Consider the following 21,866-nt stretch of genomic DNA (forward strand, 5'->3'; position numbering starts at 1 on the left):
TCTCATGAACAAGAACTCCACAATCCAATCCAAAATATTGCTAAGCATAGCCAGTGTATTTTTGTTGCTGATGTTTGTCAGCACGCTATTTATGGCGGAAAGGCAAAAAGACATGATACAAACGCTGGCGACCGATAAAGCCCGGGATATTGCCAATAGTTATTTCGACGGGGTGAACACGCTGATGTTGACCGGCGCGATGGCGCAGGGTGAAGTATTGCGCGATAAAGCCCTTTCGCATACCAATGTCACGGAAGTGCGGTTAATTCGTGGCAAGCAAATTACCGATTTTTACGGTCCCGGTAAATCCGAGCAAAGACCCGTTGATAATTTGGATGATCGCGCGCTGGCCGGTGAAAGCATCATTCAACCGGGTAACGACAAAAACGGACGCCTGATCACCGTGCTGGAGCCGGTTAAGGCTAGCGCCAATTTTCGCGGCACCAACTGTCTGACTTGTCACGCCGTGAGCGAGGGGACAGTGTTGGGAGCGGTGCGGGTGAGTTTTTCACTGGCAAATCTCGATGCGCAGATTAATCGCGATTTGGTGATTGCTTCGGCTATCTCCTTGGTGATGTTTGCCGGCGGCCTCTTGCTGGTCAACATGCTGATGCGCAAGATTGTGGTTAATCCATTAGTGGCTATGCGCGACACGGTTAACGCCATCGCCGGACAGTCGGATTTACGGCAACGGTTGCAAGTCGATTCCGGCGACGAAATCGGCCAGGTCAGCGAGTCGTTTAATACCATGTTGGCAAATTTTGCCGGTAGTTTGGGGCAGGTGTCTTCGGTCAGTCAGCAATTGGCGTCTGCAACCAACCAAATATCCGGTGTGGCCCGACAAACCTCGCAAGCGGCCACGCAACAACGCAGCGAAACCGAGACGGTGATTCAAGCGATTCACGAACTTGAGAACTCTGTGCAAGACGTGCGTGGTGGGGCGACCGGTGCGGCGCAAGCTTCCGTGGAAGCGGATCAAGAGGCTGCGCAAGGCGCGGCAACGACTAAAAATGCCATCAACGGTATCAACGAACTGGTGAATGAAATCGACCGCGCCGCCGAAGTGATCAAACGTCTGGATCAAAAAAGTAACGGTGTCGGCGCGGTGTTGGATGTGATTAAAGGCCTGGCCGAGCAAACCAATCTGTTGGCCTTGAACGCCGCCATCGAAGCTGCCAGGGCCGGCGAGCAGGGGCGCGGGTTTGCGGTGGTGGCAGACGAAGTCCGCACCTTGGCGACGCGTTCGCATAAGGCCACCGAAGAAATTCAAAGCATCATCGATCAATTACAACGCGAAGCCAAAGATGCGGTGACGGTGATGAACAACGCCAAAAACAGTGCCGAGCAGCGCCGCGAACAAGTGCAAAGCGCCGACCAGGGTTTAAGCGCGATTGCCGAGCGGGTGACGCAGATTCGGCAATTGAACTCGCGCATGTCGCAAGCAGCCGACAATCAAAGCCGAGTTGCGCAGCATGTCGGGCAAAGTATTACCAATATCGGCCAACTCACCGAGCGCACCGCCCAGGATGCCGCACAAACCAATGCCGCTAGTAACGAATTGGTGAAATTGGCCGCGCAGTTGAATCAATTGGTTGGGCAATTCAAACGCTGAGTTGATGGCAGAGTTTACGGTTGTTGCCGGGAAGCTCTCTGCCAACTCGCCATTCTTTTTAATAGATCATTCTATTTTAGGGGTTTAGAGCCGCACGTTCGTTGTCATGTCGATGTAATAAATGCCGGATAAAGTTTGAGACTCTTGTCACAAAACTCCGTCAAATCAGGTATTCGATATGCGTTTAAAACCAACATTTTTACTGGCCGGCTTGCTATTGGCCGATACTGCCTTGGCTACTCCAACTTTCGTCAACGGCCTGGCTATTTCCGGCGATACGCCCGATCAATTCGGCTCGAATGTTAACGATGGCCGGGTCGGCTTCTTTTCCGATATTTACTATGACACCAACCGCAACGAGTGGTGGGGCTTGTCGGATCGCGGTCCGGGCGGCGGCACGCTGAACTACGAAACTCGCGTGCAACGTTTTACCTTGGATATCAATAGTGTCACCGGCGCAATTTCCAATTTCCAAATCGCCCAAACTCTGAAATTTAGTAAAGGCGGTTCCGCGCTGAACGGTATTGCGCCAAACCCTACCAGTAATTTGGGTAATGCCTTTGACCCTGAAGGCGTTGTGATCCACCCCAAAAACGGTAATTTGCTGGTTTCCGACGAATACGGTCCGTCGCTGTATGAGATCGATCGCAATACTGGCGCGGTAGTGAAAACCTATACGACTCCAACCAATCTGGTGCCGCGCAACGGTACAACGAATGTTTCAAACTATGCCGGCGGCGATCCAGAACCGAATACTGCCGGCAAACGCACCAATCGCGGTTTCGAAGGCCTGGCGATCAGTCCTGACGGCAAATTTGCGTTTGCAATGTTGCAAAGTGCAATGTTGGACGAAGGTGCCGGCAACGGTTCGGTGAGTCGGATTGTAAAATTCGATACGGCTACTGGCGAAGCGGTGGCTCAATATGCCTACCAAATGAAGCGTTCCGGTCAAGGACAGGGCACATCGGCCTTAGTGGCGATCAACGACCATGAGTTCTTCGTACTAGAGCGCAATAACCGTGGTGTCGGTGTTGGTGCTACTTTTGCCGGTGCAGACAAAGAAGTTTATAAAATTGATTTGAACGGCGCGACCGATGTTAGTGGCATCGATTTGGACGCAGTTGGTGCTGTTTACAGCAAAGTTAGCAAATCCGCGCAATTTCTGGATCTTGATGCCAACACCTTGGCAGCTCTTGGCAACAAATCTCCTGAGAAGTGGGAAGGCTTGGCCATCGGACCGAAATTGGCTGACGGCAGCTATTTGATGCTGGCCGGCACCGATAACGACTACAGCGTTACCCAAAACGGTACCGGCACGCAGTTCGATGTGTACTTCCGTTTCAGCGACGCCGATCCATATGCAACATCGATTCAATGTCCGCTTGGTCAAACCAGTGGCTGTTCGGCAACGTTGACCAGTGAGTATCAGCTGCTGCCTGGTGTATTGCATGCTTATAAAGTCTCCGCAACTGATTTGTCCGGTTATGTAGCCCCGGTGCCAGTGCCCGCTGCTGCCTGGTTGTTCGGTACCGGTCTGATTGGCGCGTTGGGTTTGGGTAGAAAACGCAAAGCCTAAGTAGCCGTCATCCTCCTTGCCGGTTTGGCAAGGAGGATTTTGCCTGCCCGCGACGATGCCGCTATAATCCAGCCATCATGCATTATTCAAACCGCAATCATTTCTTTAAGCACCTATGGCAATGGGCTTTGTCTATCGCCGTGGTGTTTGCGTTTTTCTAAACAATCAAGCAACCGCGGGTCTTGCCGCAGTTGCTTCGACATTTGCCTAAGGCCCGCATCACTCAGGAGGCCTAATGGCAACGACTACATCTACTGCATTATCCAACCGCAACCGCTTGTTGGGCTTTGGCCTGGCGACTTTGGCGGCTATCGGTTTTTCCGGCAAAGCCATCTTGGTAAAACTGGCGTATTACCAGCCTGTGGATGCTGTAACTTTATTGGCTTTGCGCATGTTGTTTTCCGCGCCGTTTTTTCTAATCGTTGCCTGGCGGCATGCCGGCCGGAAGGATCTGACGCCATTAGGGGGTAAAGACTATCTGGCGCTGCTGATCTTGGGCTTGCTGGGTTATTACCTGTCCAGCTTGTTCGATTTTATCGGTTTGCAATACATCTCCGCAGGGCTGGAGCGCTTGATTCTGTTCCTGTATCCGACCATGGTCGTGGTGCTGTCGGCATTGCTGTTGGGCAAACCGTTTGGCCGGAAGGAAGTGGTCGCGCTAGTGCTCAGTTACGCCGGCATCGGTGTGGTGTTTTTGGATGAGATCAATATCCAATCGGAACATTTGTTGTTGGGAGCCGGTTTTGTGTTTGCCAGCACCTTGACCTACGCTGCCTATCTAATCGGCACAGGTGAAACGGTGGTCCGCATTGGAGCCTCGCGCTTTACCGCTTATGCGATGCTGGTGGCTTGCGCGGCGACGCTGATGCAATTTTTACTCACTCATCCGCCGGCGGCCTTGCTGTTGCCGATGCGGGTGTATCAATTGAGCTTGCTGATGGCTATTTTCTCGACGGTGCTGCCGGTGTTCATGCTCTCGGCAGCGATCAAGATGATAGGCTCCAGTCATACCTCGCTGATCGGCTCGTTGGGGCCGGTAGCGACCTTGTTCATGGCCAGTTATGTATTGGGTGAAGAATTGACGCTCGCTCAGATTGGCGGGGCGGTGTTGGTGATGGTCGGAGTATTGAGTCTGTCGTTAAGGTGAGGGACTGTTAATCGCGCGCCAAGCCACCCGATACCAACATCTCCCGCGCATGCGCCAAAGTGTTTTCGGTAATGGTTACTCCGCCCAGCATGCGCGCGACTTCATTCACGCGTTCGTCGTCGCTCAAACGGCGGACCGTGGACGATGTCACCGCTGCTTTCTGATTCTTGGCGACGAATAAATGCTGATGCGCTTGCGACGCGACTTGCGGCAAGTGGGTGACGCACAATACCTGGCGGTTCTTGCTCAAACGCCTTAATTTCTGACCGACGATTTCGGCAATGCCGCCGCCGATACCGGAATCGACCTCGTCGAAGATCATGGTGGGCGTGGTTTTGTCGGTGCTGGTGGTGACTTGTATCGCCAAGCTGATCCGCGACAATTCGCCGCCCGATGCCACCTTTGCCAGCGGCTTGGCCGGCAGGCCGGGGTTGGTACTGACCAAAAACTCGATGCTGTCTACACCGTTGCGTTGCGGTTCGGTATCTTCAGGAGTGCGGAGATTGACGAGGAACTCGCCGTGCGGCATGCCCAATTCTTTGATCGCGTCGGAAATGCGCTGTTGCAACTCCGCGCCGGCTTGGCGGCGGCTGGTGGACAATTCGCCGGCCTGTTTGCGGTATTGGCTTAACAGCCGCTCGCAATCGGCATTCAAGCTTTCGATGCGTTCGCTGCTGTGGCTGAGGTTATCCAGTTCGGTAGCGAAACGCACGGCCAATTCCGGCAATTCTTCCGGCTGGATTTTATGCTTGCGGCTCAGCGATTGAATAACGCCAATCTGGTTTTCCAGCCAGGTCAATTGTTGCGGATCGGCTTCCTGGTATTCCAGGAAGCGGCGTAATTGCTGGGTGGCTTCGCCGATCTGGATTTCAGCATCGCTCAATAATTCGGAAACACCGTTGAGTTCTCCGGCATATTGTGCCAATTCGTTGATGGCATGAATCACATGGCCCAGCATGTCGGTTACCGATTGCTGATCGTTGTCGTACAAAATATCTAGTTGCTGCTGGCCGACTCTGAGAATCTTACCCAAGTTGGCTAACTTGTGATGCTCGTCTGCCAAGGCCTGATAATCGAAGTTTTCCAAGTTTAGCTGCTGCAACTCGTCGAGTTGATAACGCAGCAATTCCTCGCGCTCGGCTTGATCGCTACCCGCTTTTAAGAGCTGATGCAGTTGCTTATGCGCCTGTTTCCAGTCTTGGTAACAGCTGTTCAGCTTATCCAGCAAGGCTTGGTTGCCGGCGAAGCCGTCAAGTAGTCGGCGCTGTTCCTCGCTGTCCAGCAAGGTTAAATGTGCGTGTTGGCCGTGGATTTCCACCAGTTGCCGGCTTAAACCTTGCAGGGTTTGCAGGTTGACAGGGCGGTTGTTGATATAAGCCTTGGAACGGCCGTCGTCACTGATGGTGCGGCGGATCATGCACTGGCCGTCGTCGTCCAGTTCGTTATCGATCAGCCATTGCTTGACTAGCGGCGCTTTGGCTAAATCGAATTCGATATTCACTTCGGCGCGTTTGCTGCCGGGCCGCACATAGCCGGAATCGGAGCGGTCGCCCAAGGCCAGGCCCAGCGCGGTCAGCAAAATCGATTTGCCGGCGCCGGTTTCGCCGGTCAGCACCGACATGCCGGGGTCCAAATCAAGGTCCAGCGCGTCGACGACGGCTAGGTCGATAATGTTCAGGTTTAACAGCATGGCCTTAGGCGGGGTAGCCGCTCCAGTTGAGTTTGCTTCTTAAAGTATGGAAAAAATCGTGATCAGCGGGGTGCAAAATTTTAATCGGTTTGGCGGATTTTTTAATGACGATTTTGTCGTTGATCCGCACGTCCGGGATCTCCATGTGGTCGCAAGTCACCAGCGCATTGATCTGTTTGGTCTGGCTGAAACGGATTTCGATGACCACGTTGTCGTCGATCACGATAGGGCGATTCGACAAGGTATGCGGATTCAAAGGGACCAATACCAGCGCGTTGAGCGCTGGATGCAGAATAGGGCCGCCGGCCGACAAAGAGTAAGCGGTGGAACCAGTAGGGGTGGCGACGATTAAACCATCCGAACGTTGAGTATTCAGATACACGCCGTCGATGCTGGTGACAATCTCGATCATGCTCGGCGTCACCCAACGGTGCACCACCACTTCGTTGACGGCAGTTTGTTGATGAATGATCTCGTGGTCGCGGATGATATGGGTGCTGAGCAGTTGGCGTTGCTCGCTCTTAAACTCGCCTGCCAAAATTTTATCCAGGCGGCTGGACAACTGCTCCGGCGAAATGTCCACCAAAAAGCCCAGCCTGCCCAGGTTTACGCCCAGCAGCGGCGTTTCGAAATCCGCCGCGGCGCGGGCCGCCGCCAGAAAGGTGCCGTCGCCGCCCACGGCGATAATCAAGTCGCACAATTCCGGCAGTCGCTCGATATGTACGCCCTTTATGTCCGTGCTGTCGAGCAATTCCGCGCTTTGGCTATCTACGACGATGTCGTGACCACGGGCTTTTAGGTAACGGAAAAGTTCGTTCAGCGTCGCGGCAATACCCGGATCGCCGCACTTGCCGATGATACCGATACGCTGGAAGGGGGTTGGCATGGTTGGGGTGGTGGTTTTTGAGTAAGTTCGATTATAGGGGATTGTGTTTTTATTCGGTAGCTTTGATGTTGGTTGTGTCGCTGGCGCGACGGGTTGTTTGGATGTCGGGTCTCGGCCCGACAGCCGAGTAACTTTTCTTTGTTTGGCCAAAGAAAAGTCACCAAAAGAAACGCCACCCGGATGCCGCGTGTTCCCTGCGCTCCGGAGCTTTCGTCGGGGGTTGCCGAAAGGGGCTTCCTGCCCCTTCGTCAACGTGCGGCATCCCTGCCGCACCCCTTCGGGCTGATCCCGACGAAAGCTCCGGTGCTCGGCCCGGCATACGGGAGAAAACCTCCACGGGATTTGAAACCGCCTAATATTCGTAAAGTTTGCAGAATGATTAAAAGCTAATGTGCTAAGCGTTGGCCTTTAGCGCCTTGAGCATAAAAAGATGGAATTGCTGCTGGTTTGCTAACCTACGTTAATTTAGGTTTTGCGATTCATTGTATCTATCCCATCCTAGGGTGTTATCTCAAGCCCCAAGGGATCGGAGTTTGATTCATCAAGAACATAAGATATGGGAATAAACGGCAACCCTGTGACCGCCCCACAACTGCAACTTGGTAGCAACCAAATGTTGTTAATAAAAGACTTGTAAGTCTTGCTTTTATCTCCGGTGTACAACTTATCGGTTGTTTCAGCAAGCAGAATGAAAGGTGTTCCGCAGATGACATTACCGACGAACGTTGGAGCAGCAACAATCGCATTCCTGTTATAAAAATTCGAAATTGCTTTAATCGGGTTTTCTTCTTGGATTAGTGATCGAGAAGCGCACCCATAAACTACAACATTCACCAACAATACGAATGCTTTGCGTTTCATGATGTCATAATCCTTGTTATATACAACTGAGTGCCAATGGTGATGAGCGACGAATATTATATATCTTTCGATCGTGCCGTTATCCTTTTGGTATGCAGCAGGGTGAGCACGGTTTTTGTGCCTACACGGAATAAAACGGTGGGCAGAAAAGCATTGTCCACCCTACGCCTATGCGGCGTTTTGTGTTACGCATAAATTAATAAAATACAAAAAATCACAAGTGTGATAATAACTTTATATGATTTTTTGCTTAAAAATTTTCTTGTAAACACCCCAGTCAATATTCCGAAAATATATGTTAAAACCATAATAGGCCAAAAAAAGGCCACTACTAAACCCAAACCCCCAGCCAGTGATGGAGAGCCTTCGTCGCCATGAGCACTGAAAAAGATATAACTAAATACTCCCAATAACCCGAAAATTGTTAACACGGCTCCAGATTTTGGCTTAAATAGTAATCCAACAAAGTAACCCAGAATTAACGAACAAATTGATATTAGTGGTGTAAACATATTCGTAGTGAACTTGCCGTATCTAGATAAATCCGAGGGAAAAATAGCGTACATTCAAGCTTAGCGAAATCCGAAATGTGTGGAGCCTAATTCCCTCGTTTTTGCAATCCGTTGAGGTTACTTCATTTGTGTGCTGACAGGCTTTAAATTTTGGGATGATTGCCTCCCGCATGCCGCGCCGAGCACCGGAGCTTTTGAACGGATCAGCCCGTAGGGGCGCCGCAGGGATGCGGCGCGTTGCATGCAGGGGCTGGGAAGCCCCTTCAGGCAACCCCGTTCAAAAGCGAGGAGCGCAGGGAATAAGCGGCATTCCGGGTGGCTTTTTCTTTGGATACTTTCTTTTGGCCAAACAAAAGAAAGTATCGCGGCCGTCGGTCCGCGAACCGACATTAAAATCAGCCGTCGCGCCAGCGACACAAAAAACAGCCAATGATCACTTACCAAGAAATCCTAAAATTCTGGTTCGAAGAAATACCCCCCAAATTCTGGTGGTCCGCCAACCCAGATTTCGATAAAACCATCACCCACCGATTCGAAGCCACACTGCAACAAGCCATAACAGGCGAATTGTTCTCCTGGCGGCAAGAACCCAAAGGCCGGCTCGCCGAAGTCATCGTTATCGATCAGTTCTCCAGAAACATCCACCGCAACACCCCTTTGGCATTTGCTTACGATCCGCTGGCGCTAGTGCTAGCGCAGGAAGCGATAGCAATAGGTGCTGACGTGAGCTTATCGCCAATCGAGCGCAGTTTCCTATATTTGCCATTCATGCACAGCGAGTCCAAAACCATCCATGCATGGGCGGAAAAGCTCTACCGCGAAAATGGCTTGCCGGAGAACTACCAATTCGAGTTAAAGCACAAGGCCATTGTCGATCGCTTCGGCCGTTATCCGCATCGCAACCAAATTCTCGGTCGTAACTCCACTGCCGAGGAGCTTGAGATTCTTAAACAACCGGGTTCCAGTTTTTGAAGGCAATCAGGCAAGGCAAATAAATGGAAGCCTATGGATCCCTGCATTACCACGCGGTGCGTGGAAACGAGGCAATAGAGCTTCTATTAGTGATACAGGCTAACGAGAGTTCCATGTGGGTGGACGATTATTGGTTGCACAAATAAAGCGATAAGCAAAATTTGTGATGTTTTGCGGATTAGTTTGAAAGCTAGAGTTAGCGCGCGTATCATCAAAAACTCACCAATCTCGACCACAACCGGCCAAATAGGTAAACATCATGAATACCATCGTTCGTTACTTGGCATTAAGCACTGCAATCCTGGCGTCCTCCGGCTTAACTACACCCGCAAATGCTGCATTGGTTCAATACACGTATACCGGCAATACCTTTACCGACATATATCCATCCGATTTTGGAGATGTCGGCGTAAACATCAGTTTCAGCGTGGAAGAATCGCTGCTACCCAAAAATGGTCGGGCTATTCTCGACGTTGACGATTATTCCGGTGCGCGTATCCCGTTTACCTTTAGTTTTGGTTTAGGGCAGTTTTATAGAATGGACACAGCGGCGTTTTACACAACTCCTAACAATGCCGGGGTCGATCCGCACTTTCAGACCTATTACGACAGGAGTGCTCGAATAGAGTTCGATACCGACGCCAACGGTCACTTCAGCGGTAATTGGAGTGCGGTACTCAATAAACATGAATATGGCCGGCCCGGTTTGCTGGGCGGCGTTTCGATAAGTTCGGTTGCAAATGGCTTAGCTGCAATGGATTCGGCAGAATTAATTTATAGCGTTTCGGGGTCGGTGACCGGTAATCCGGGGACTTGGACACGTCAGCTTGCACCAGTGCCGCTACCCGCGAGTGGGTTTTTGTTCGGTTTTGCTATTGCTGGCTTGGGTATTTGCAAACGTTTTAATCGCTAGCCGCTTGCTTGGTCGAAAAATGTTAACTGGGCTGGGGCGAGTTATGCGTCCCCCTCCGTTTGGGTAAATTGCAATAAAAAGGCCGGTTACCCGGCCTTTTGTTTAGCGTGTTGAGTTTTTAACCCAACAGTCCTTGCAACAAGCCATTCAACTTATGCACAAACGCTGACGGATCGTCGAGCTGACCACCTTCGCTCAGAATGGCCTGGTCAAACAAGATATGGCTGATGTCCGCGAAACGGGCATCATCCTGCTCGTTTTTCAAGGCCTTGACGATGGCGTGGTCAGGGTTGATCTCAAAGATCGGCTTGCTGCCGCCCATGCCCATCATGTTCATGGATTGGCCGGCTTCTTTCATGATCCGTTCCATGTTCAAGCTCATGTCGTACGCGCCGGTCACTAGGCAGGCTGGCGAATCGGTCAGACGATGGCTGACTTTCACTTCGCTGACTTTGTCTTTCAGCACCTCTTTAATTTGATTCAACACCGATTCGAAATCCTTGTTGATTTCTTCCAGGTGCTGTTTCTCCTCTTCGGTGTCGAACTTGTCCAGATCCAGTTCGCCCTTGGCAATGGACTGCAGGTGTTTGTCTTCGAAGTCGGTCAGGCTGGATACCAGCCATTCGTCGATGCGGTCGGACAGCAATAACACCTCGATACCTTTCTTGCGGAAGATTTCCAGATGCGGGCTGTTTTTCGCGGCGGCGAAGCTGTCGGCGGTGACGTAGTAGATTTTCTCCTGGCCTTCCTTCATCCGGCTGACGTAGTCGGCCAGCGAGACGTTCTGGGTTTTATCGTCGGTATGGGTGGACGAGAAACGCAGCAACTTGGCGACTCTATCCTTGTTTTTATGATCTTCTATCGGGCCTTCTTTGATGACGTTGCCGAACTGTTCCCAAAATTTTTGGTACTTCTCGGCATCGTTTTCGGCCAGATCTTCCAGCATGCCCAGTACTTTTTTCACCGCGCCGGTTTTAATCGCGCTGATTTGCTTGCTTTGCTGCAAAATCTCGCGAGAGACGTTCAGCGGCAAACTGTCGGCATCGATCACCCCGCGCACGAAGCGCAGGAAGCGCGGCATCAGTTGCTCGGCGTCGTCGGTAATGAAGACTTTTTTGATGTATAGCTTCACGCCGTGTTTGGTGTCGCGGTCCCACATGTCGAACGGAGCGCGGCTGGGTACGTACAACAGCAAGCTGTATTCGTTGGTGCCTTCGACACGGCTATGCACGTGGGTTAGCGGGTCCTGGAAGTCGTGCGAGACGTGTTTGTAAAACTCGGCATATTCTTCTTCAGAAATCGAGTCTTTGGATTGGGTCCATAAGGCTGATGCGCTGTTCACCGTTTCGTCTTCGACGCGGGCCGGTGCGGTTTCGTTGCCTTCCTCGTCTTTCTCGGCCGGAATTTCCTTGCTCATCACGATGGGCAGGGAGATATGGTCGGAGAATTTTTTGATGATGGAACGCAGTTTCCAGCTGTTTAAAAATTCCTCTTCGCCGTCTTTCAGATGCAGTACGATTTCGGTACCGCGCGTGGCTTTATCGACCGATTCGATGGTGTAATCGCCTTCGCCTGCCGATTCCCAGCGCACTGCCTCCGAAACCGGGGCGCCGGCTTTGCGGGTGGTCAGCGTGACTTTGTCGGCGACGATAAACGCTGAGTAAAACCCGACGCCGAATTGGCCGATCAGTTCGCTGTCTTTCGCTTGGTCGCCGGTCAGGCGCTCGAAGAATTGCTTGGTGCCGGATTTGGCGATAGTGCCGATATGATCCTGCACTTCTTCGCGAGTCATGCCGATGCCGTTATCGGTAATGGTGATGGTCTTTTTGGCTTCGTCGAAATCGACGCGGATTTTTAATTCGCTGTCGCCTTCGTACAGGCTGTCGTTGGCCAAGGCTTCGAAACGCAGCTTGTCGGCGGCATCCGAGCTGTTGGAGATCAACTCGCGCAAAAAGATTTCCTTGTTGCTGTACAAGGAATGAATCATCAAATGCAGTAAATGCTTTACTTCGGTTTGAAAACCTAGGGTTTGTTTGTTTGCCTCAACAGTCATGTCTATACTCATTTGGTTGTAAAGTGGACTCGGGCGAGTTGGGGATGATAATTTTATTTTTCAAGTCCGCCCGCATTGTGGATTTTATGGAGCCGATTTCTTGAGCGTTTTATTAGCCTTCCTGCCATGAGTTTTAGTTTAGCCGGCAAAAGTATCCTGATTGTCGAGGACAATCCTGTGTTCCGCAAAGCTATGCGCGACATGCTATACAGCTTGCAAGCCGTCACTGTCGTCGAAGCGGATAACGGCATTGCCGCGATCAATGCCATGAGCAAAAGCAGTTTCGACATCGTGTTGTGCGATTACAACCTGGGTGTGGGTAAGAACGGGCAACAGGTATTGGAGGAAGCCAGGCATCGGAATTTAATCGATTATCGCTGCGTGTTTATTTTGATTAGTGCCGAACAAACTACCAGTGCCGTGCTGGGTGTCATGGACAGCAAGCCCGATGAATATCTAACCAAGCCCTTCAATGCTCAGCAATTGATGAGTCGCCTGACGCGTAATTTTGCCCGCAAGGAATTTATGGCCAGTATCGATAAGGCGCTGGCAGGCGGCGATTTGTCTAAGGCAATTCAGTTATGCGACGCATTGTTGTTGTCGGCAGATAAGAAAATGCATTTGCATTTGCTGAAAATGCGCGCCGAGCTGGCGATTTCCGCAGGCGATTTCGACAAGGCCAGACAGATATATCACGAAGTCCTGGAGCATCGTGAGCTGCCTTGGGCGCGTTTAGGCTTGGGAGTGATCGACTTCCAAAACAATAACATTGAACAAGCGATTGCCGGTTTTCAGAGTCTGGTGGCTGACAATCCGATGTTGATGGAGTGTTACGACTGGCTGGGCAGGGCCTACGAGGCTTTGGATCAGTACAACGATGTTGAAAGCGTGTTGCAGCAAGCCCTGCAATTGTCGCCGCAATCGATACTTAGGCAGAAAAAGCTGGCTGAAGCGGCGGATAAGAACGGTAACCTGGAAACCGCCGAAAAAGCTTACAAATCGGTGGTAAAGCTAGGTAAGCATTCGGTGCATCGCTCCTGTAGCGATTTTGCCGGATTGGCTAAGCTGTACGCCAAAACCAATGCGGCCGACGATGCCTTGAAAACGCTGGAGGAAATGCGCAAGGAATACGCCAATCATCCCGAGGCGGAATTACGCGCCTCGACGGTGGAAGCAGATGTGTATAAAACGCTGGGTAACGAGGAGTTGTCGCAGAAGGCTTTGCTAAAGGCGGTGGATATATGCAGCCGCTTGGGTAATAAAGCGCCGAGGGACTTGCAGTTGGAGGTGGTGAAAACCTGCTTCCTGAGCGATGAACACGATAAAGCCGAAGAAATACTTTACGATCTGATTCATGCGCATATCGACGACGAACAGTTTTTGAACGATTTGCGGCGCATGCAAAGCGGCATTGGTATGGATAATCACTCGGAAATTCTGATTCAAAAAACCAAGCAGGCTTTGATCGCGACCAACAACAAGGGTGTAGCGTTGTATAAGCAAGGTAAATTCAAGGAGGCCTTGGACCTGTTCGAACAAGCCATTCAGACCATGCCGGATAACAAAACCATCATTGTGAATATGCTGAAGATCATGATTCATGATTTGAAGGTTAATGAGTTTTGCGAAGAAAAAAATCAACGCATCAAGGCTTTAATTAACAAAGCCAAGCAAATTGGCGTTGATCAACATAAGCTGGGGATATTACAAATGGAGTATGCGAAATTGCGACAGCCTCAATCGGTCAAGGCTTAAAATCATGCAAACCAATCCTAATAACAACAGCTTGTTTCCGACTATTCTCGCGTCCACGGTTCACGATATAAAAAATTCCTTGGGTACCTTGCTGGAGTTGGTTCGGCAAACTGCGGCCAAACAAGACGGCCCGTGTGCCGAATTAAATCAGTTGGAATTCGAAGCGGCTCGGATTAATCATAGTCTGATGCAGTTGCTGGTAATGTATAAGGTCGATTCGCAAAAATTTAGTTTGCATATTGAAGAATGCCCGGTGATCGATATTCTCGATGAAGCGATTCATCAACAGGCTCGCTTGGCTGGATTGCACAATATCGATCTACAAGTGGATTGTAGCGATGATGAAATGTGCTATTGCGATAACGCCATCATCAGCAATGCGCTGGCAGCTGTCTTGAATAATGCTTTGCGCTATACCCACAAAACTGTTTTGATTGCCGTGGCTGAGGAGGATGGTTATCTAACCATCGCCATCGAAGACGACGGGGTCGGTTATCCTCCTCATTTTTTAACCGCGGACTTAAACGATACGGCCGAATTGGATTGGGTGTCGGGAAATACCGGCTTGGGTTTGTATTTTGTTTCGGTGATGGCCGGCTTGCACAAAAATGCCGGGAAAAGCGGATTTGTGCGGATCGATAACGAAAGTCGTTTGGGTGGCGCGAGGTTTAAACTGTTTTTGCCCTAAGGTTTGCAGAATCATTAGACACTGATGGATGGTACTAAGGTACAATGGCCCCGATAAAATTAGCGTTTTTCGTCGGGTAGACGGTTAAAAAAATTAAAAAAATTTTTAAATATGAGTATCTTAGTAACCGGTGGGGCCGGGTTTATCGGCAGCAATTTTGTGTTGGATTGGCTGGCGCAAAGCGAAGAGTTGGTCGTCAATCTGGATAAATTGACCTATGCGGGTAACTTACAGAATTTAGCGTCTGTACATGGCGATGCTAGACATGTATTTGTGCAAGGTGACATTGCTGATTACGATTTGGTGCTGAGTTTGCTGCAAATGTACCAGATTCGGGCCGTGGTCAATTTTGCTGCCGAATCCCATGTTGATCGCTCAATTCACGGACCGGAAGATTTTATTCAAACCAATATCGTCGGCAGTTTCCGTTTGTTGGAAGCGGTGCGGCAATACTGGAACAGCTTGGAACATCCGGCCAAGCAGGTTTTCCGTTTACTGCACGTGTCTACCGACGAGGTTTACGGTTCTTTGGAAAAGTCCGATGCGCCGTTTGCCGAAACCAATCAGTATCAACCCAATAGTCCTTATTCCGCCAGTAAAGCCGCTAGCGACCATTTGGTGCGTGCTTATCACCACACTTACGGGTTGCCGGTACTGACCACTAATTGCTCCAATAATTACGGCCCTTATCATTTCCCGGAAAAACTGATCCCACTGTGCATTCAAAATGCCTTGTCCGGCAAAGCTTTGCCGATTTATGGTGACGGTCAACAGATTCGCGATTGGTTGTATGTGAAAGATCATTGCAGTGCGATTCGCCGTGTGTTGGAAGCAGGCAGGCTCGGTGAAGTTTATAACGTCGGCGGCTGGAACGAGAAAGCCAATCTGGATGTGGTCAACACGCTGTGCAGTATTCTTGATGAACTGCAGCCGCGCGCCGATAGCAAATCCTATGCGGAACAGATTACCTATGTCACCGACCGGCCGGGGCACGACAGACGTTATGCCATTGATGCCGGCAAGCTGGAGCGAGAGCTGGGTTGGAAACCGGCGGAAACCTTCGAGACCGGCATACGCAAAACCGTACAATGGTATTTGGATAACCAAGCCTGGGTTGCCAATGTGTTATCCGGCGACTACCAGTCTTGGCTGGACAAAAACTATACCGGGCGCAATGCGTGATCAGTGCCTTGCATGGTTGATTGAATGAAAGTTTTACTGTTAGGTAAAAATGGCCAGCTTGGCTGGGAGTTGCAAAGGAGCTTGGCACCTTTGGGTGAATTGGTTGCGCTTGACCGATTCGATCAGCATTATTGTGGCGATTTAAGTAATCCAAACGGGATTGCCGAAACTGTTCGCGCACTACGTCCCGATGTCATCGTCAATGCCGCTGCCTACACCGCAGTGGACAAGGCTGAGTCGGAAAGCGAATTGGCGAATACCATCAATGCAGTGGCGCCGGGTACTTTAGCCGAAGAAGCCAAACGCATCGGTGCTTGGTTGGTGCATTATTCCACCGATTACGTGTTCGACGGCAGCGGGGATAAACCCTGGCGGGAAGACGATCAAGTGGGTCCGTTGAATGTCTACGGTCAAACCAAACTGGCTGGCGAACGAGCTATTGAAGCCAGCGATTGCCGGCATTTGATTTTTCGGACCAGTTGGGTCTACGCTGCCAGAGGTAATAATTTTGCCAAGACGATGCTGCGCTTGGCGCAAGAGCGTCAGCAGCTGTCGGTGATTGACGATCAAATCGGTACGCCAACCGGAGCCGAGTTACTGGCGGATGTCAGTGCCCATGCCATCCGTCATTCCTTGAAAACACCGGAAGCGGCTGGCGTTTACCATTTAACCGCTAGTGGCGAAACCAGTTGGTACGACTATGCGCATCTGGTGTTCGACTATGCCCGTCGGGCCGGTATAGAACTAAAAACCGATAAGCAGTCGGTCGCGGCAATTCCCACCAGCGCTTACCAAACCCCGGCTAAGCGGCCGTTAAACTCACGATTGAATACCGAGAAATTGCAAAACGTGTTTGGTTTACAGCTGCCGGCTTGGCAGTTGGGAGTCGAGCGTATGTTGTCTGAACTCTACGGAAAATAAATATGAACCAGCGTAAAGGCATAATCCTGGCCGGAGGCTCCGGTACCCGGCTTTATCCGGTGACGAAAGCGGTGTCCAAACAATTGCTGCCGATTTACGATAAGCCCATGATTTATTACCCGCTCAGCACTTTAATGTTGGCCGGGATTCGCGACATTCTGATTATTTCCACACCGCAAGATACGCCTTTGTTTCAACATTTGCTGGGTGACGGTAGCGATTGGGGTGTTAATCTACAATATGCCGTGCAAGCCAGTCCCGACGGATTGGCGCAAGCATTTATCATCGGCAAGGACTTTGTTGGTTCACAACCCAGCGCCCTGGTTTTGGGCGACAACATTTTTTACGGGCACGATTTACATGTTCAACTGAAACGCGCGACTGATCAATCCTCAGGTGCGACTGTTTTTGCCTATCATGTCAATGACCCGGAGCGTTACGGAGTCGTCAGTTTTGATGCTCAGGGTAGGGCAACTTCGCTAGAGGAAAAACCGACTCAGCCGAAAAGTAATTATGCAGTGACCGGTTTGTATTTTTACGATAATCAAGTCGTCGATATCGCCGCCAATTTAAAGCCGTCGTCGCGCGGCGAGCTAGAAATCACCGATGTAAATAGAGTGTATCTGGATAGAGAACAGCTGAGCGTGGAAATTATGGGCCGTGGTTATGCCTGGTTGGATACCGGCACTCACGCTAGTTTAATAGAGGCAAGTAATTTCATCGAAACCATTGAAACTCGTCAGGGCCTGAAAATCGCCTGCCCGGAGGAAATCGCCTGGCGTAGTAATTGGATCGGCGACGAGCAAATCGCAAAACTGGCCAAACCGTTGGCGAAAAATGGTTATGGACAATATTTGCTGAAACTACTGAATAAGCAGGTGTTTTAATGCAGGCAACTAGACTTGCTATACCCGATGTCATTTTATTTACGCCAAAGGTATTTGGTGATGAACGCGGTTTTTTCTTCGAAAGCTTCAACGAAAGAGTTTTTCAGGAGTTGACAGGTTTAAGCGTCAATTTTGTCCAGGACAACCATTCCAAGTCTCAAAAAGGCGTGCTGCGCGGCTTACATTACCAATTGCCGCCTAAGGCGCAAGGCAAGTTAGTGAGGGTGGTCCAAGGCGCAGTATTCGATGTGGCGGTGGACATTCGTAAGGGTTCCCCTACATTTGGAAAGTGGGTCGGCGAGATACTTTCTGCGGAAAATAAACAGCAAATGTGGATACCGGAAGGATTTGCACATGGCTTTCTAACTCTGTCCGAAACAGCTGAGTTTTTATATAAAACTACTGATTATTATGCGCCCGAATATGAGCGTTGCATTATCTGGAATGATGCAGATTTGAAAATCGCATGGCCATTCCAGGGCATGCCGCAACTTTCGAGCAAGGATTTGCTGGGCGTAACTTTCAAGGATGCCTGTTAGCCTAACATTTAACATGTTTATTTCCGCCAGGCTATAACTGCAGCATACAGTTTATCGCTGCCGCTTGGTTTGATTTCAATAAAAGAGGAAGTTATATGAATAAAAGAGAACGCTCAATGCTCGACCTTTTAAAGAAAGGAAAGCAGGAGTATGGATATGAAGGCATTAAAGCCGAGTTTGAAGCAGAAGGTACCAGGACAGACGAGTTGTTGAGACTGATCGAGATCGTGCGCAGAGCCGATCTGAAAGTGGGTTTGAAGATCGGCGGCTGCGAAGCGATGCGCGATTTATTAGAGAGTAAGTTGATTGGTGTGGATCACATTATTGCACCTATGATTGAGAGTACCTATGCCTTGTCCAAGTACATTGATGCCAAGAACAAGGTGTTTACCGAAGACGAGCAGCAAGATACTGATTTTTTATTCAATATTGAAACCGAACAAGCGTTTCAAGTTGTGCAAAACTTGGCTGATCAAGCCAGACAAGACAACGGCGTCGATGGCATGGTGTTTGGTCGCGTCGATTTTTCTTTGTCGCGGGGCTATTCGAGAGATGCCATTAACCAACCGCAAGTGACTGAGTGTTGTATTGCCACCGCTAAAGAGTGTAAAGAAAAAGGCTTGGACTTTGTGGTGGGTGGTGGGGTTTCCATTGATGCGTTGCCGGCATTGAAAGAAATTAATCAGGTTCACCTTACCCGGTTTGAAACTAGAAAAGTCATTTTTTCCGGGCATTCGCTAGACAAGCCGGATATCGAAAAAGGTTTGTTGAATGCTGTGCACTTTGAATTACTTTGGTTGCAGAATAAACGCGATTATTACGACATTATCGCCAAGGAAGACTTATCTCGAATAGCCATGCTAGAGGGGCGTTGGAACGTATTAAGAGATAGTAATTAATGCGGTTGACGTAATGCAAAAAATTTTGGTCTTCGGCGGTACTGGTACAATAGGTACGCGTATTTGCCAACTATTCGATGCTAAGGGATGGAAGGTAGTTATAGCGTCCAGAAAGCAAAGCACTTTTCCTGATCACATTTTATTTGATCCATTCGATGCCAATTTGAATCTATCCGCGCTTAAAGCTGCCGGGCAGTTTAATGCAGTATGTTGGGCGCAAGGAATGAATTGCAATGACAGTATTTATAATGTCGATATCGATAAAAATATTGAGTTGTATAGAGCCAACTGCTTGTTTATCGTCAAGTCATTAAATATTTTATTAAATGAAGGCTTATTGGCTGAAAGCGCGCGTTTAGCGGTGATTAGTTCAATATGGCAAAATCTCGCCAGACAGGACAAGTTGTCGTATTGCATGACTAAATCCGCGTTGCATGGATTAGTGCTTTCGGCGGCAACCGATCTTGCTCGTGACGGCTATTTAATTAACGCTGTTTTGCCTGGCGCATTGGATACACCAATGACACACCAAAATCTTGCGCCGGAACAGTTAAAAACAATAATTGGCGCTACGAAGTTTAACCGACTGGCTACGTTGGAAGATGTGGCCAATATGGTTTATTTTCTGTGTTCTCCGGAAAATACCGGTATAACAGGTCAATTTATTAATGCAGACTTAGGGTTTAGTCATGTCCGTGTCGTTTGATATTCAATCAAGCATTGCAAATTATCGCGTGGTAATAGAAAACGGGGCTTTTGCCGAAGTACAACGGCAAAATGAGAATAGCGTCGTGTTATGCGATAACTTTTTTGAAACGGCTTTTTCCGGGAATGCCAAGGTTATTGCCGTACCGGCGAATGAAGAAACCAAAAGTTTAAAATCCGTCCCCGAGATAATCATAAAAATGCGAGACTTAGCCTTAACAAGGCAAGCTAAGTTGACGGCTGTTGGTGGTGGTAGTCTGCAGGATATAGCCACCTTTTGTGCTTCGATTTATATGCGCGGTATCAAATGGGATTATATTCCCACCACTCTATTGGGCATGGTGGATTCTTGTATTGGGGGTAAGTCATCTATCAATGTTGGACGTTATAAAAATCTGGTTGGAAACTTTCACCCCCCGGAGACTATTATAATTGATCCGAATTTAGTAAAAACCCTCAACGCAGAACAGAAAATCGCCGGATTGTGCGAGGCTGTGAAGATTTGCTATGCCAAAGGCAGTTTATGTTTCTCTGAGTATATGCAGTTAAATCCGCAAATGGATATGAATGTAGAAGGGTATGCGGATATAATTGAATTAAGTTTAAAAGCAAAAAAATGGTTTATCGAAATTGATGAATTTGATAAAGCCGAGCGTTTATTGTTGAATTTTGGTCATACCTTCGGGCACGCTTTGGAAGGTGCTTCCAATTTTGAAGTGAGTCATGGTATAGCGGTTGGATTAGGCATGCTGATTGCCATTAATTATGCCCAAGTGAGCGGTGGCCTGAAGCAAATTCCAGCGGATACTCAGCAGTTGAAAGATTATGTCGTTGGTTTGTTGGATCAAATTCCAACGCTGAAAGAAATTATCCAGCGAATTGATGTGGAAAAAGTCTTTGAGTGTTTTATATCCGATAAAAAGCATTCCGCCAGTCATTTCATTATTATCAGTGTGAATGATTCTGGAGCATTAGAGCGATTATTTATCGAAAAAACCGAGATAAATATTGTCAATTTGAAGTCTGCGATTAGCTCAGTCATTAGCCAGAGCTAAAATAATGGCTTTTAATTTCGAAAAAGCGTTTGGCGCTGATTATCGATTTATATTGGATTGCCTGTTTAGTGAGCAGGGTCATATTGCTGTGACCGGCGCCAGCGGCTGGTTAGGTCGTGCAACCCTGGAACTGTTTTCGGCTTTGTACGGCGATGAATTTAACGGGCGAGTATCGGCATACGGATCTCGTGAGCAGCAGATAATACTGGATGATGGTCGTACAGTATCCGTTAGACCTTTGGCGGAAATCACCCATCAGCATACGCAGCACAATGTCTATTTATTTCACTTTGCGTTTTTAACCAAGGATAAGGTTGGCGGATATACAGACGAAGAGTATATTCGGCTGAACAAAGATATTCAGAACGTGGTGTTACAGCTCTTGAAGCAATCGCGGGTAAAGGCTGTGCTACTGTCGTCGTCAGGAGCGATATACGATTTTTTAAATGATAGCAATAGAGATAAGTCTGCAAATCTATATGGCAGATTGAAATATGAAGATGAATTATGCTTTGACGAGGTATGCAATAAATACGATATAAAACTGCTTATTCCAAGGATATTTAATTTAAGCGGGCCGTATATTAATAAGCTAAGTGCTTATGCCTTGTCCTCGATTATTGCGAATGTTGTTGCCGGAGAAAGTGTGTTAATTCGGGCAAATAAGCTCGTTTTTCGGTCTTATATTTATATTCTGGATTTTCTGCTGCTCTGTATTCGACTGATGTTCTCGGAGAGTTTTGAAAAAATCGTCCGTTTCGATACCTTGGGTGATGAGACGGTCGAAGTTGGCGAGTTAGCTGAACGAATTTGCAAATTATTGAATGCCACCGATCTAAAGATTGAACGCCCAGATATAATAGAAGACCAAACGGATAGCTATTTGGGAAACGAGCAGCCTATTAAAGATATTATAAAAGGATTCGAATTTCCAGTAACCGGCCTAGATCGACAGATTTTAGAAACTGCCGAGTATATCCGTAATTTGAATAAATGTAGTGGATAGATGATTA

General features: G+C 49.0%; 19 protein-coding genes. 15 read left to right on the top strand and 4 right to left on the bottom strand.

Going from position 1 to position 21,866, the window contains the following annotated elements:
• Nucleotides 1-4 precede the first annotated feature (4 nt).
• From ACR64Q_RS06330 to ACR64Q_RS06340, 3 genes are all read left to right on the top strand, one after another.
• Nucleotides 5-1,612 carry a methyl-accepting chemotaxis protein gene (locus ACR64Q_RS06330; RefSeq protein WP_020485657.1) on the top strand — a complete coding sequence of 536 codons (1,608 nt, stop codon included), beginning with the start codon at nt 5-7 and terminating at the stop codon, nt 1,610-1,612.
• A gap of 178 nt (nt 1,613-1,790) precedes the next feature.
• The gene (locus ACR64Q_RS06335; RefSeq protein ID WP_313733995.1) at nt 1,791-3,188 is read left to right on the top strand and encodes an esterase-like activity of phytase family protein; all 1,398 of its coding nucleotides are present in this window, start codon (nt 1,791-1,793) and stop codon (nt 3,186-3,188) included.
• 235 nt (nt 3,189-3,423) lie between these two features.
• The gene (locus tag ACR64Q_RS06340; RefSeq protein ID WP_313733997.1) at nt 3,424-4,335 is read left to right on the top strand and encodes a DMT family transporter; all 912 of its coding nucleotides are present in this window, start codon (nt 3,424-3,426) and stop codon (nt 4,333-4,335) included.
• Nucleotides 4,336-4,342: 7 nt separating this feature from the next.
• On the opposite strand, the gene recN is transcribed toward ACR64Q_RS06340, so the two are convergent.
• The 3 genes from recN to ACR64Q_RS06355 all read right to left on the bottom strand — a co-directional run bounded on the left by recN (nt 4,343) and on the right by ACR64Q_RS06355 (nt 7,772).
• Entirely contained in the window at nt 4,343-6,025 is a 1,683-nt protein-coding gene (recN, locus tag ACR64Q_RS06345; RefSeq protein WP_483823289.1) for a DNA repair protein RecN, read from the bottom strand.
• A gap of 4 nt (nt 6,026-6,029) precedes the next feature.
• On the bottom strand, nt 6,030-6,911 hold the full coding sequence (locus ACR64Q_RS06350; RefSeq protein WP_026604228.1) for an NAD(+) kinase: 882 nt from the start codon (nt 6,909-6,911) through the stop codon (nt 6,030-6,032).
• 498 nt (nt 6,912-7,409) lie between these two features.
• The gene (locus ACR64Q_RS06355) at nt 7,410-7,772 is read right to left on the bottom strand and encodes a hypothetical protein (protein WP_313733999.1); all 363 of its coding nucleotides are present in this window, start codon (nt 7,770-7,772) and stop codon (nt 7,410-7,412) included.
• A gap of 941 nt (nt 7,773-8,713) precedes the next feature.
• On the opposite strand from ACR64Q_RS06355, the gene ACR64Q_RS06360 reads away from it, so the two are divergent.
• Both ACR64Q_RS06360 and ACR64Q_RS06365 read left to right on the top strand, forming a co-directional pair.
• Entirely contained in the window at nt 8,714-9,256 is a 543-nt protein-coding gene (locus ACR64Q_RS06360; protein ID WP_313734002.1) for a DUF924 family protein, read from the top strand.
• 259 nt (nt 9,257-9,515) lie between these two features.
• On the top strand, nt 9,516-10,169 hold the full coding sequence (locus tag ACR64Q_RS06365) for a hypothetical protein (RefSeq protein ID WP_313734003.1): 654 nt from the start codon (nt 9,516-9,518) through the stop codon (nt 10,167-10,169).
• 118 nt (nt 10,170-10,287) lie between these two features.
• Here ACR64Q_RS06365 and htpG read toward each other — a convergent pair whose 3' ends face one another.
• The gene (gene htpG, locus ACR64Q_RS06370; protein ID WP_313735066.1) at nt 10,288-12,222 is read right to left on the bottom strand and encodes a molecular chaperone HtpG; all 1,935 of its coding nucleotides are present in this window, start codon (nt 12,220-12,222) and stop codon (nt 10,288-10,290) included.
• Between the two features lie 126 nt (nt 12,223-12,348).
• Here htpG and ACR64Q_RS06375 point away from each other — a divergent pair, with 126 nt between their 5' ends.
• The 10 genes from ACR64Q_RS06375 to ACR64Q_RS06420 all read left to right on the top strand — a co-directional run bounded on the left by ACR64Q_RS06375 (nt 12,349) and on the right by ACR64Q_RS06420 (nt 21,859).
• On the top strand, nt 12,349-13,977 hold the full coding sequence (locus ACR64Q_RS06375; protein ID WP_313734004.1) for a tetratricopeptide repeat protein: 1,629 nt from the start codon (nt 12,349-12,351) through the stop codon (nt 13,975-13,977).
• A 4-nt stretch (nt 13,978-13,981) separates the two neighbouring features.
• A complete protein-coding gene (locus ACR64Q_RS06380; RefSeq protein WP_313734005.1) occupies nt 13,982-14,665 on the top strand; it encodes a sensor histidine kinase in 684 nt (227 codons plus the stop codon).
• A 111-nt stretch (nt 14,666-14,776) separates the two neighbouring features.
• On the top strand, nt 14,777-15,847 hold the full coding sequence (rfbB, locus tag ACR64Q_RS06385) for a dTDP-glucose 4,6-dehydratase (protein ID WP_313734007.1): 1,071 nt from the start codon (nt 14,777-14,779) through the stop codon (nt 15,845-15,847).
• A 24-nt stretch (nt 15,848-15,871) separates the two neighbouring features.
• Nucleotides 15,872-16,768, top strand: a complete 897-nt coding sequence (gene rfbD / locus ACR64Q_RS06390; protein WP_026604235.1) for a dTDP-4-dehydrorhamnose reductase — start codon at nt 15,872-15,874, stop codon at nt 16,766-16,768.
• Between the two features lie 2 nt (nt 16,769-16,770).
• Entirely contained in the window at nt 16,771-17,655 is an 885-nt protein-coding gene (gene rfbA / locus ACR64Q_RS06395; RefSeq protein WP_026604236.1) for a glucose-1-phosphate thymidylyltransferase RfbA, read from the top strand.
• Nucleotides 17,655-18,194, top strand: a complete 540-nt coding sequence (gene rfbC / locus ACR64Q_RS06400) for a dTDP-4-dehydrorhamnose 3,5-epimerase (RefSeq protein ID WP_026604237.1) — start codon at nt 17,655-17,657, stop codon at nt 18,192-18,194. The genes rfbA and rfbC overlap by 1 nt, the downstream gene beginning before the upstream one ends.
• Before the next feature lie 95 nt (nt 18,195-18,289).
• Nucleotides 18,290-19,093 carry an aldolase/citrate lyase family protein gene (locus ACR64Q_RS06405; protein WP_036276410.1) on the top strand — a complete coding sequence of 268 codons (804 nt, stop codon included), beginning with the start codon at nt 18,290-18,292 and terminating at the stop codon, nt 19,091-19,093.
• A 13-nt stretch (nt 19,094-19,106) separates the two neighbouring features.
• Nucleotides 19,107-19,799, top strand: coding sequence for an SDR family oxidoreductase (locus tag ACR64Q_RS06410; protein ID WP_026604239.1), 693 nt, complete (start codon nt 19,107-19,109; stop codon nt 19,797-19,799).
• Nucleotides 19,783-20,853, top strand: a complete 1,071-nt coding sequence (locus ACR64Q_RS06415; protein WP_313734008.1) for a 3-dehydroquinate synthase — start codon at nt 19,783-19,785, stop codon at nt 20,851-20,853. The genes ACR64Q_RS06410 and ACR64Q_RS06415 overlap by 17 nt, the downstream gene beginning before the upstream one ends.
• 4 nt (nt 20,854-20,857) lie before the next feature.
• On the top strand, nt 20,858-21,859 hold the full coding sequence (locus tag ACR64Q_RS06420; protein ID WP_313734009.1) for an NAD-dependent epimerase/dehydratase family protein: 1,002 nt from the start codon (nt 20,858-20,860) through the stop codon (nt 21,857-21,859).
• Nucleotides 21,860-21,866 lie beyond the last annotated feature (7 nt).

This window comes from Methylomonas sp. 2F7 (genome assembly GCF_057126975.1).

What these genes read in the sequence shown, in the direction of transcription:
- ACR64Q_RS06360 (WP_313734002.1), top strand. Translation starts at nt 8,714, where the DNA reads ATGATCACTTACCAAGAAATCCTAAAATTCTGGTTCGAAGAAATACCC.
- rfbB (WP_313734007.1), top strand. Translation starts at nt 14,777, where the DNA reads ATGAGTATCTTAGTAACCGGTGGGGCCGGGTTTATCGGCAGCAATTTT.
- ACR64Q_RS06420 (WP_313734009.1), top strand. Translation starts at nt 20,858, where the DNA reads ATGGCTTTTAATTTCGAAAAAGCGTTTGGCGCTGATTATCGATTTATA.
- htpG (WP_313735066.1), bottom strand. Translation starts at nt 12,222, where the DNA reads ATGACTGTTGAGGCAAACAAACAAACCCTAGGTTTTCAAACCGAAGTA.
- ACR64Q_RS06405 (WP_036276410.1), top strand. Translation starts at nt 18,290, where the DNA reads ATGAATAAAAGAGAACGCTCAATGCTCGACCTTTTAAAGAAAGGAAAG.
- ACR64Q_RS06365 (WP_313734003.1), top strand. Translation starts at nt 9,516, where the DNA reads ATGAATACCATCGTTCGTTACTTGGCATTAAGCACTGCAATCCTGGCG.
- ACR64Q_RS06415 (WP_313734008.1), top strand. Translation starts at nt 19,783, where the DNA reads ATGTCCGTGTCGTTTGATATTCAATCAAGCATTGCAAATTATCGCGTG.
- ACR64Q_RS06375 (WP_313734004.1), top strand. Translation starts at nt 12,349, where the DNA reads ATGAGTTTTAGTTTAGCCGGCAAAAGTATCCTGATTGTCGAGGACAAT.
- ACR64Q_RS06410 (WP_026604239.1), top strand. Translation starts at nt 19,107, where the DNA reads ATGCAAAAAATTTTGGTCTTCGGCGGTACTGGTACAATAGGTACGCGT.
- ACR64Q_RS06355 (WP_313733999.1), bottom strand. Translation starts at nt 7,772, where the DNA reads ATGAAACGCAAAGCATTCGTATTGTTGGTGAATGTTGTAGTTTATGGG.
- ACR64Q_RS06340 (WP_313733997.1), top strand. Translation starts at nt 3,424, where the DNA reads ATGGCAACGACTACATCTACTGCATTATCCAACCGCAACCGCTTGTTG.
- recN (WP_483823289.1), bottom strand. Translation starts at nt 6,025, where the DNA reads ATGCTGTTAAACCTGAACATTATCGACCTAGCCGTCGTCGACGCGCTG.
- rfbA (WP_026604236.1), top strand. Translation starts at nt 16,771, where the DNA reads ATGAACCAGCGTAAAGGCATAATCCTGGCCGGAGGCTCCGGTACCCGG.
- ACR64Q_RS06335 (WP_313733995.1), top strand. Translation starts at nt 1,791, where the DNA reads ATGCGTTTAAAACCAACATTTTTACTGGCCGGCTTGCTATTGGCCGAT.
- rfbC (WP_026604237.1), top strand. Translation starts at nt 17,655, where the DNA reads ATGCAGGCAACTAGACTTGCTATACCCGATGTCATTTTATTTACGCCA.
- ACR64Q_RS06350 (WP_026604228.1), bottom strand. Translation starts at nt 6,911, where the DNA reads ATGCCAACCCCCTTCCAGCGTATCGGTATCATCGGCAAGTGCGGCGAT.
- rfbD (WP_026604235.1), top strand. Translation starts at nt 15,872, where the DNA reads ATGAAAGTTTTACTGTTAGGTAAAAATGGCCAGCTTGGCTGGGAGTTG.
- ACR64Q_RS06330 (WP_020485657.1), top strand. Translation starts at nt 5, where the DNA reads ATGAACAAGAACTCCACAATCCAATCCAAAATATTGCTAAGCATAGCC.
- ACR64Q_RS06380 (WP_313734005.1), top strand. Translation starts at nt 13,982, where the DNA reads ATGCAAACCAATCCTAATAACAACAGCTTGTTTCCGACTATTCTCGCG.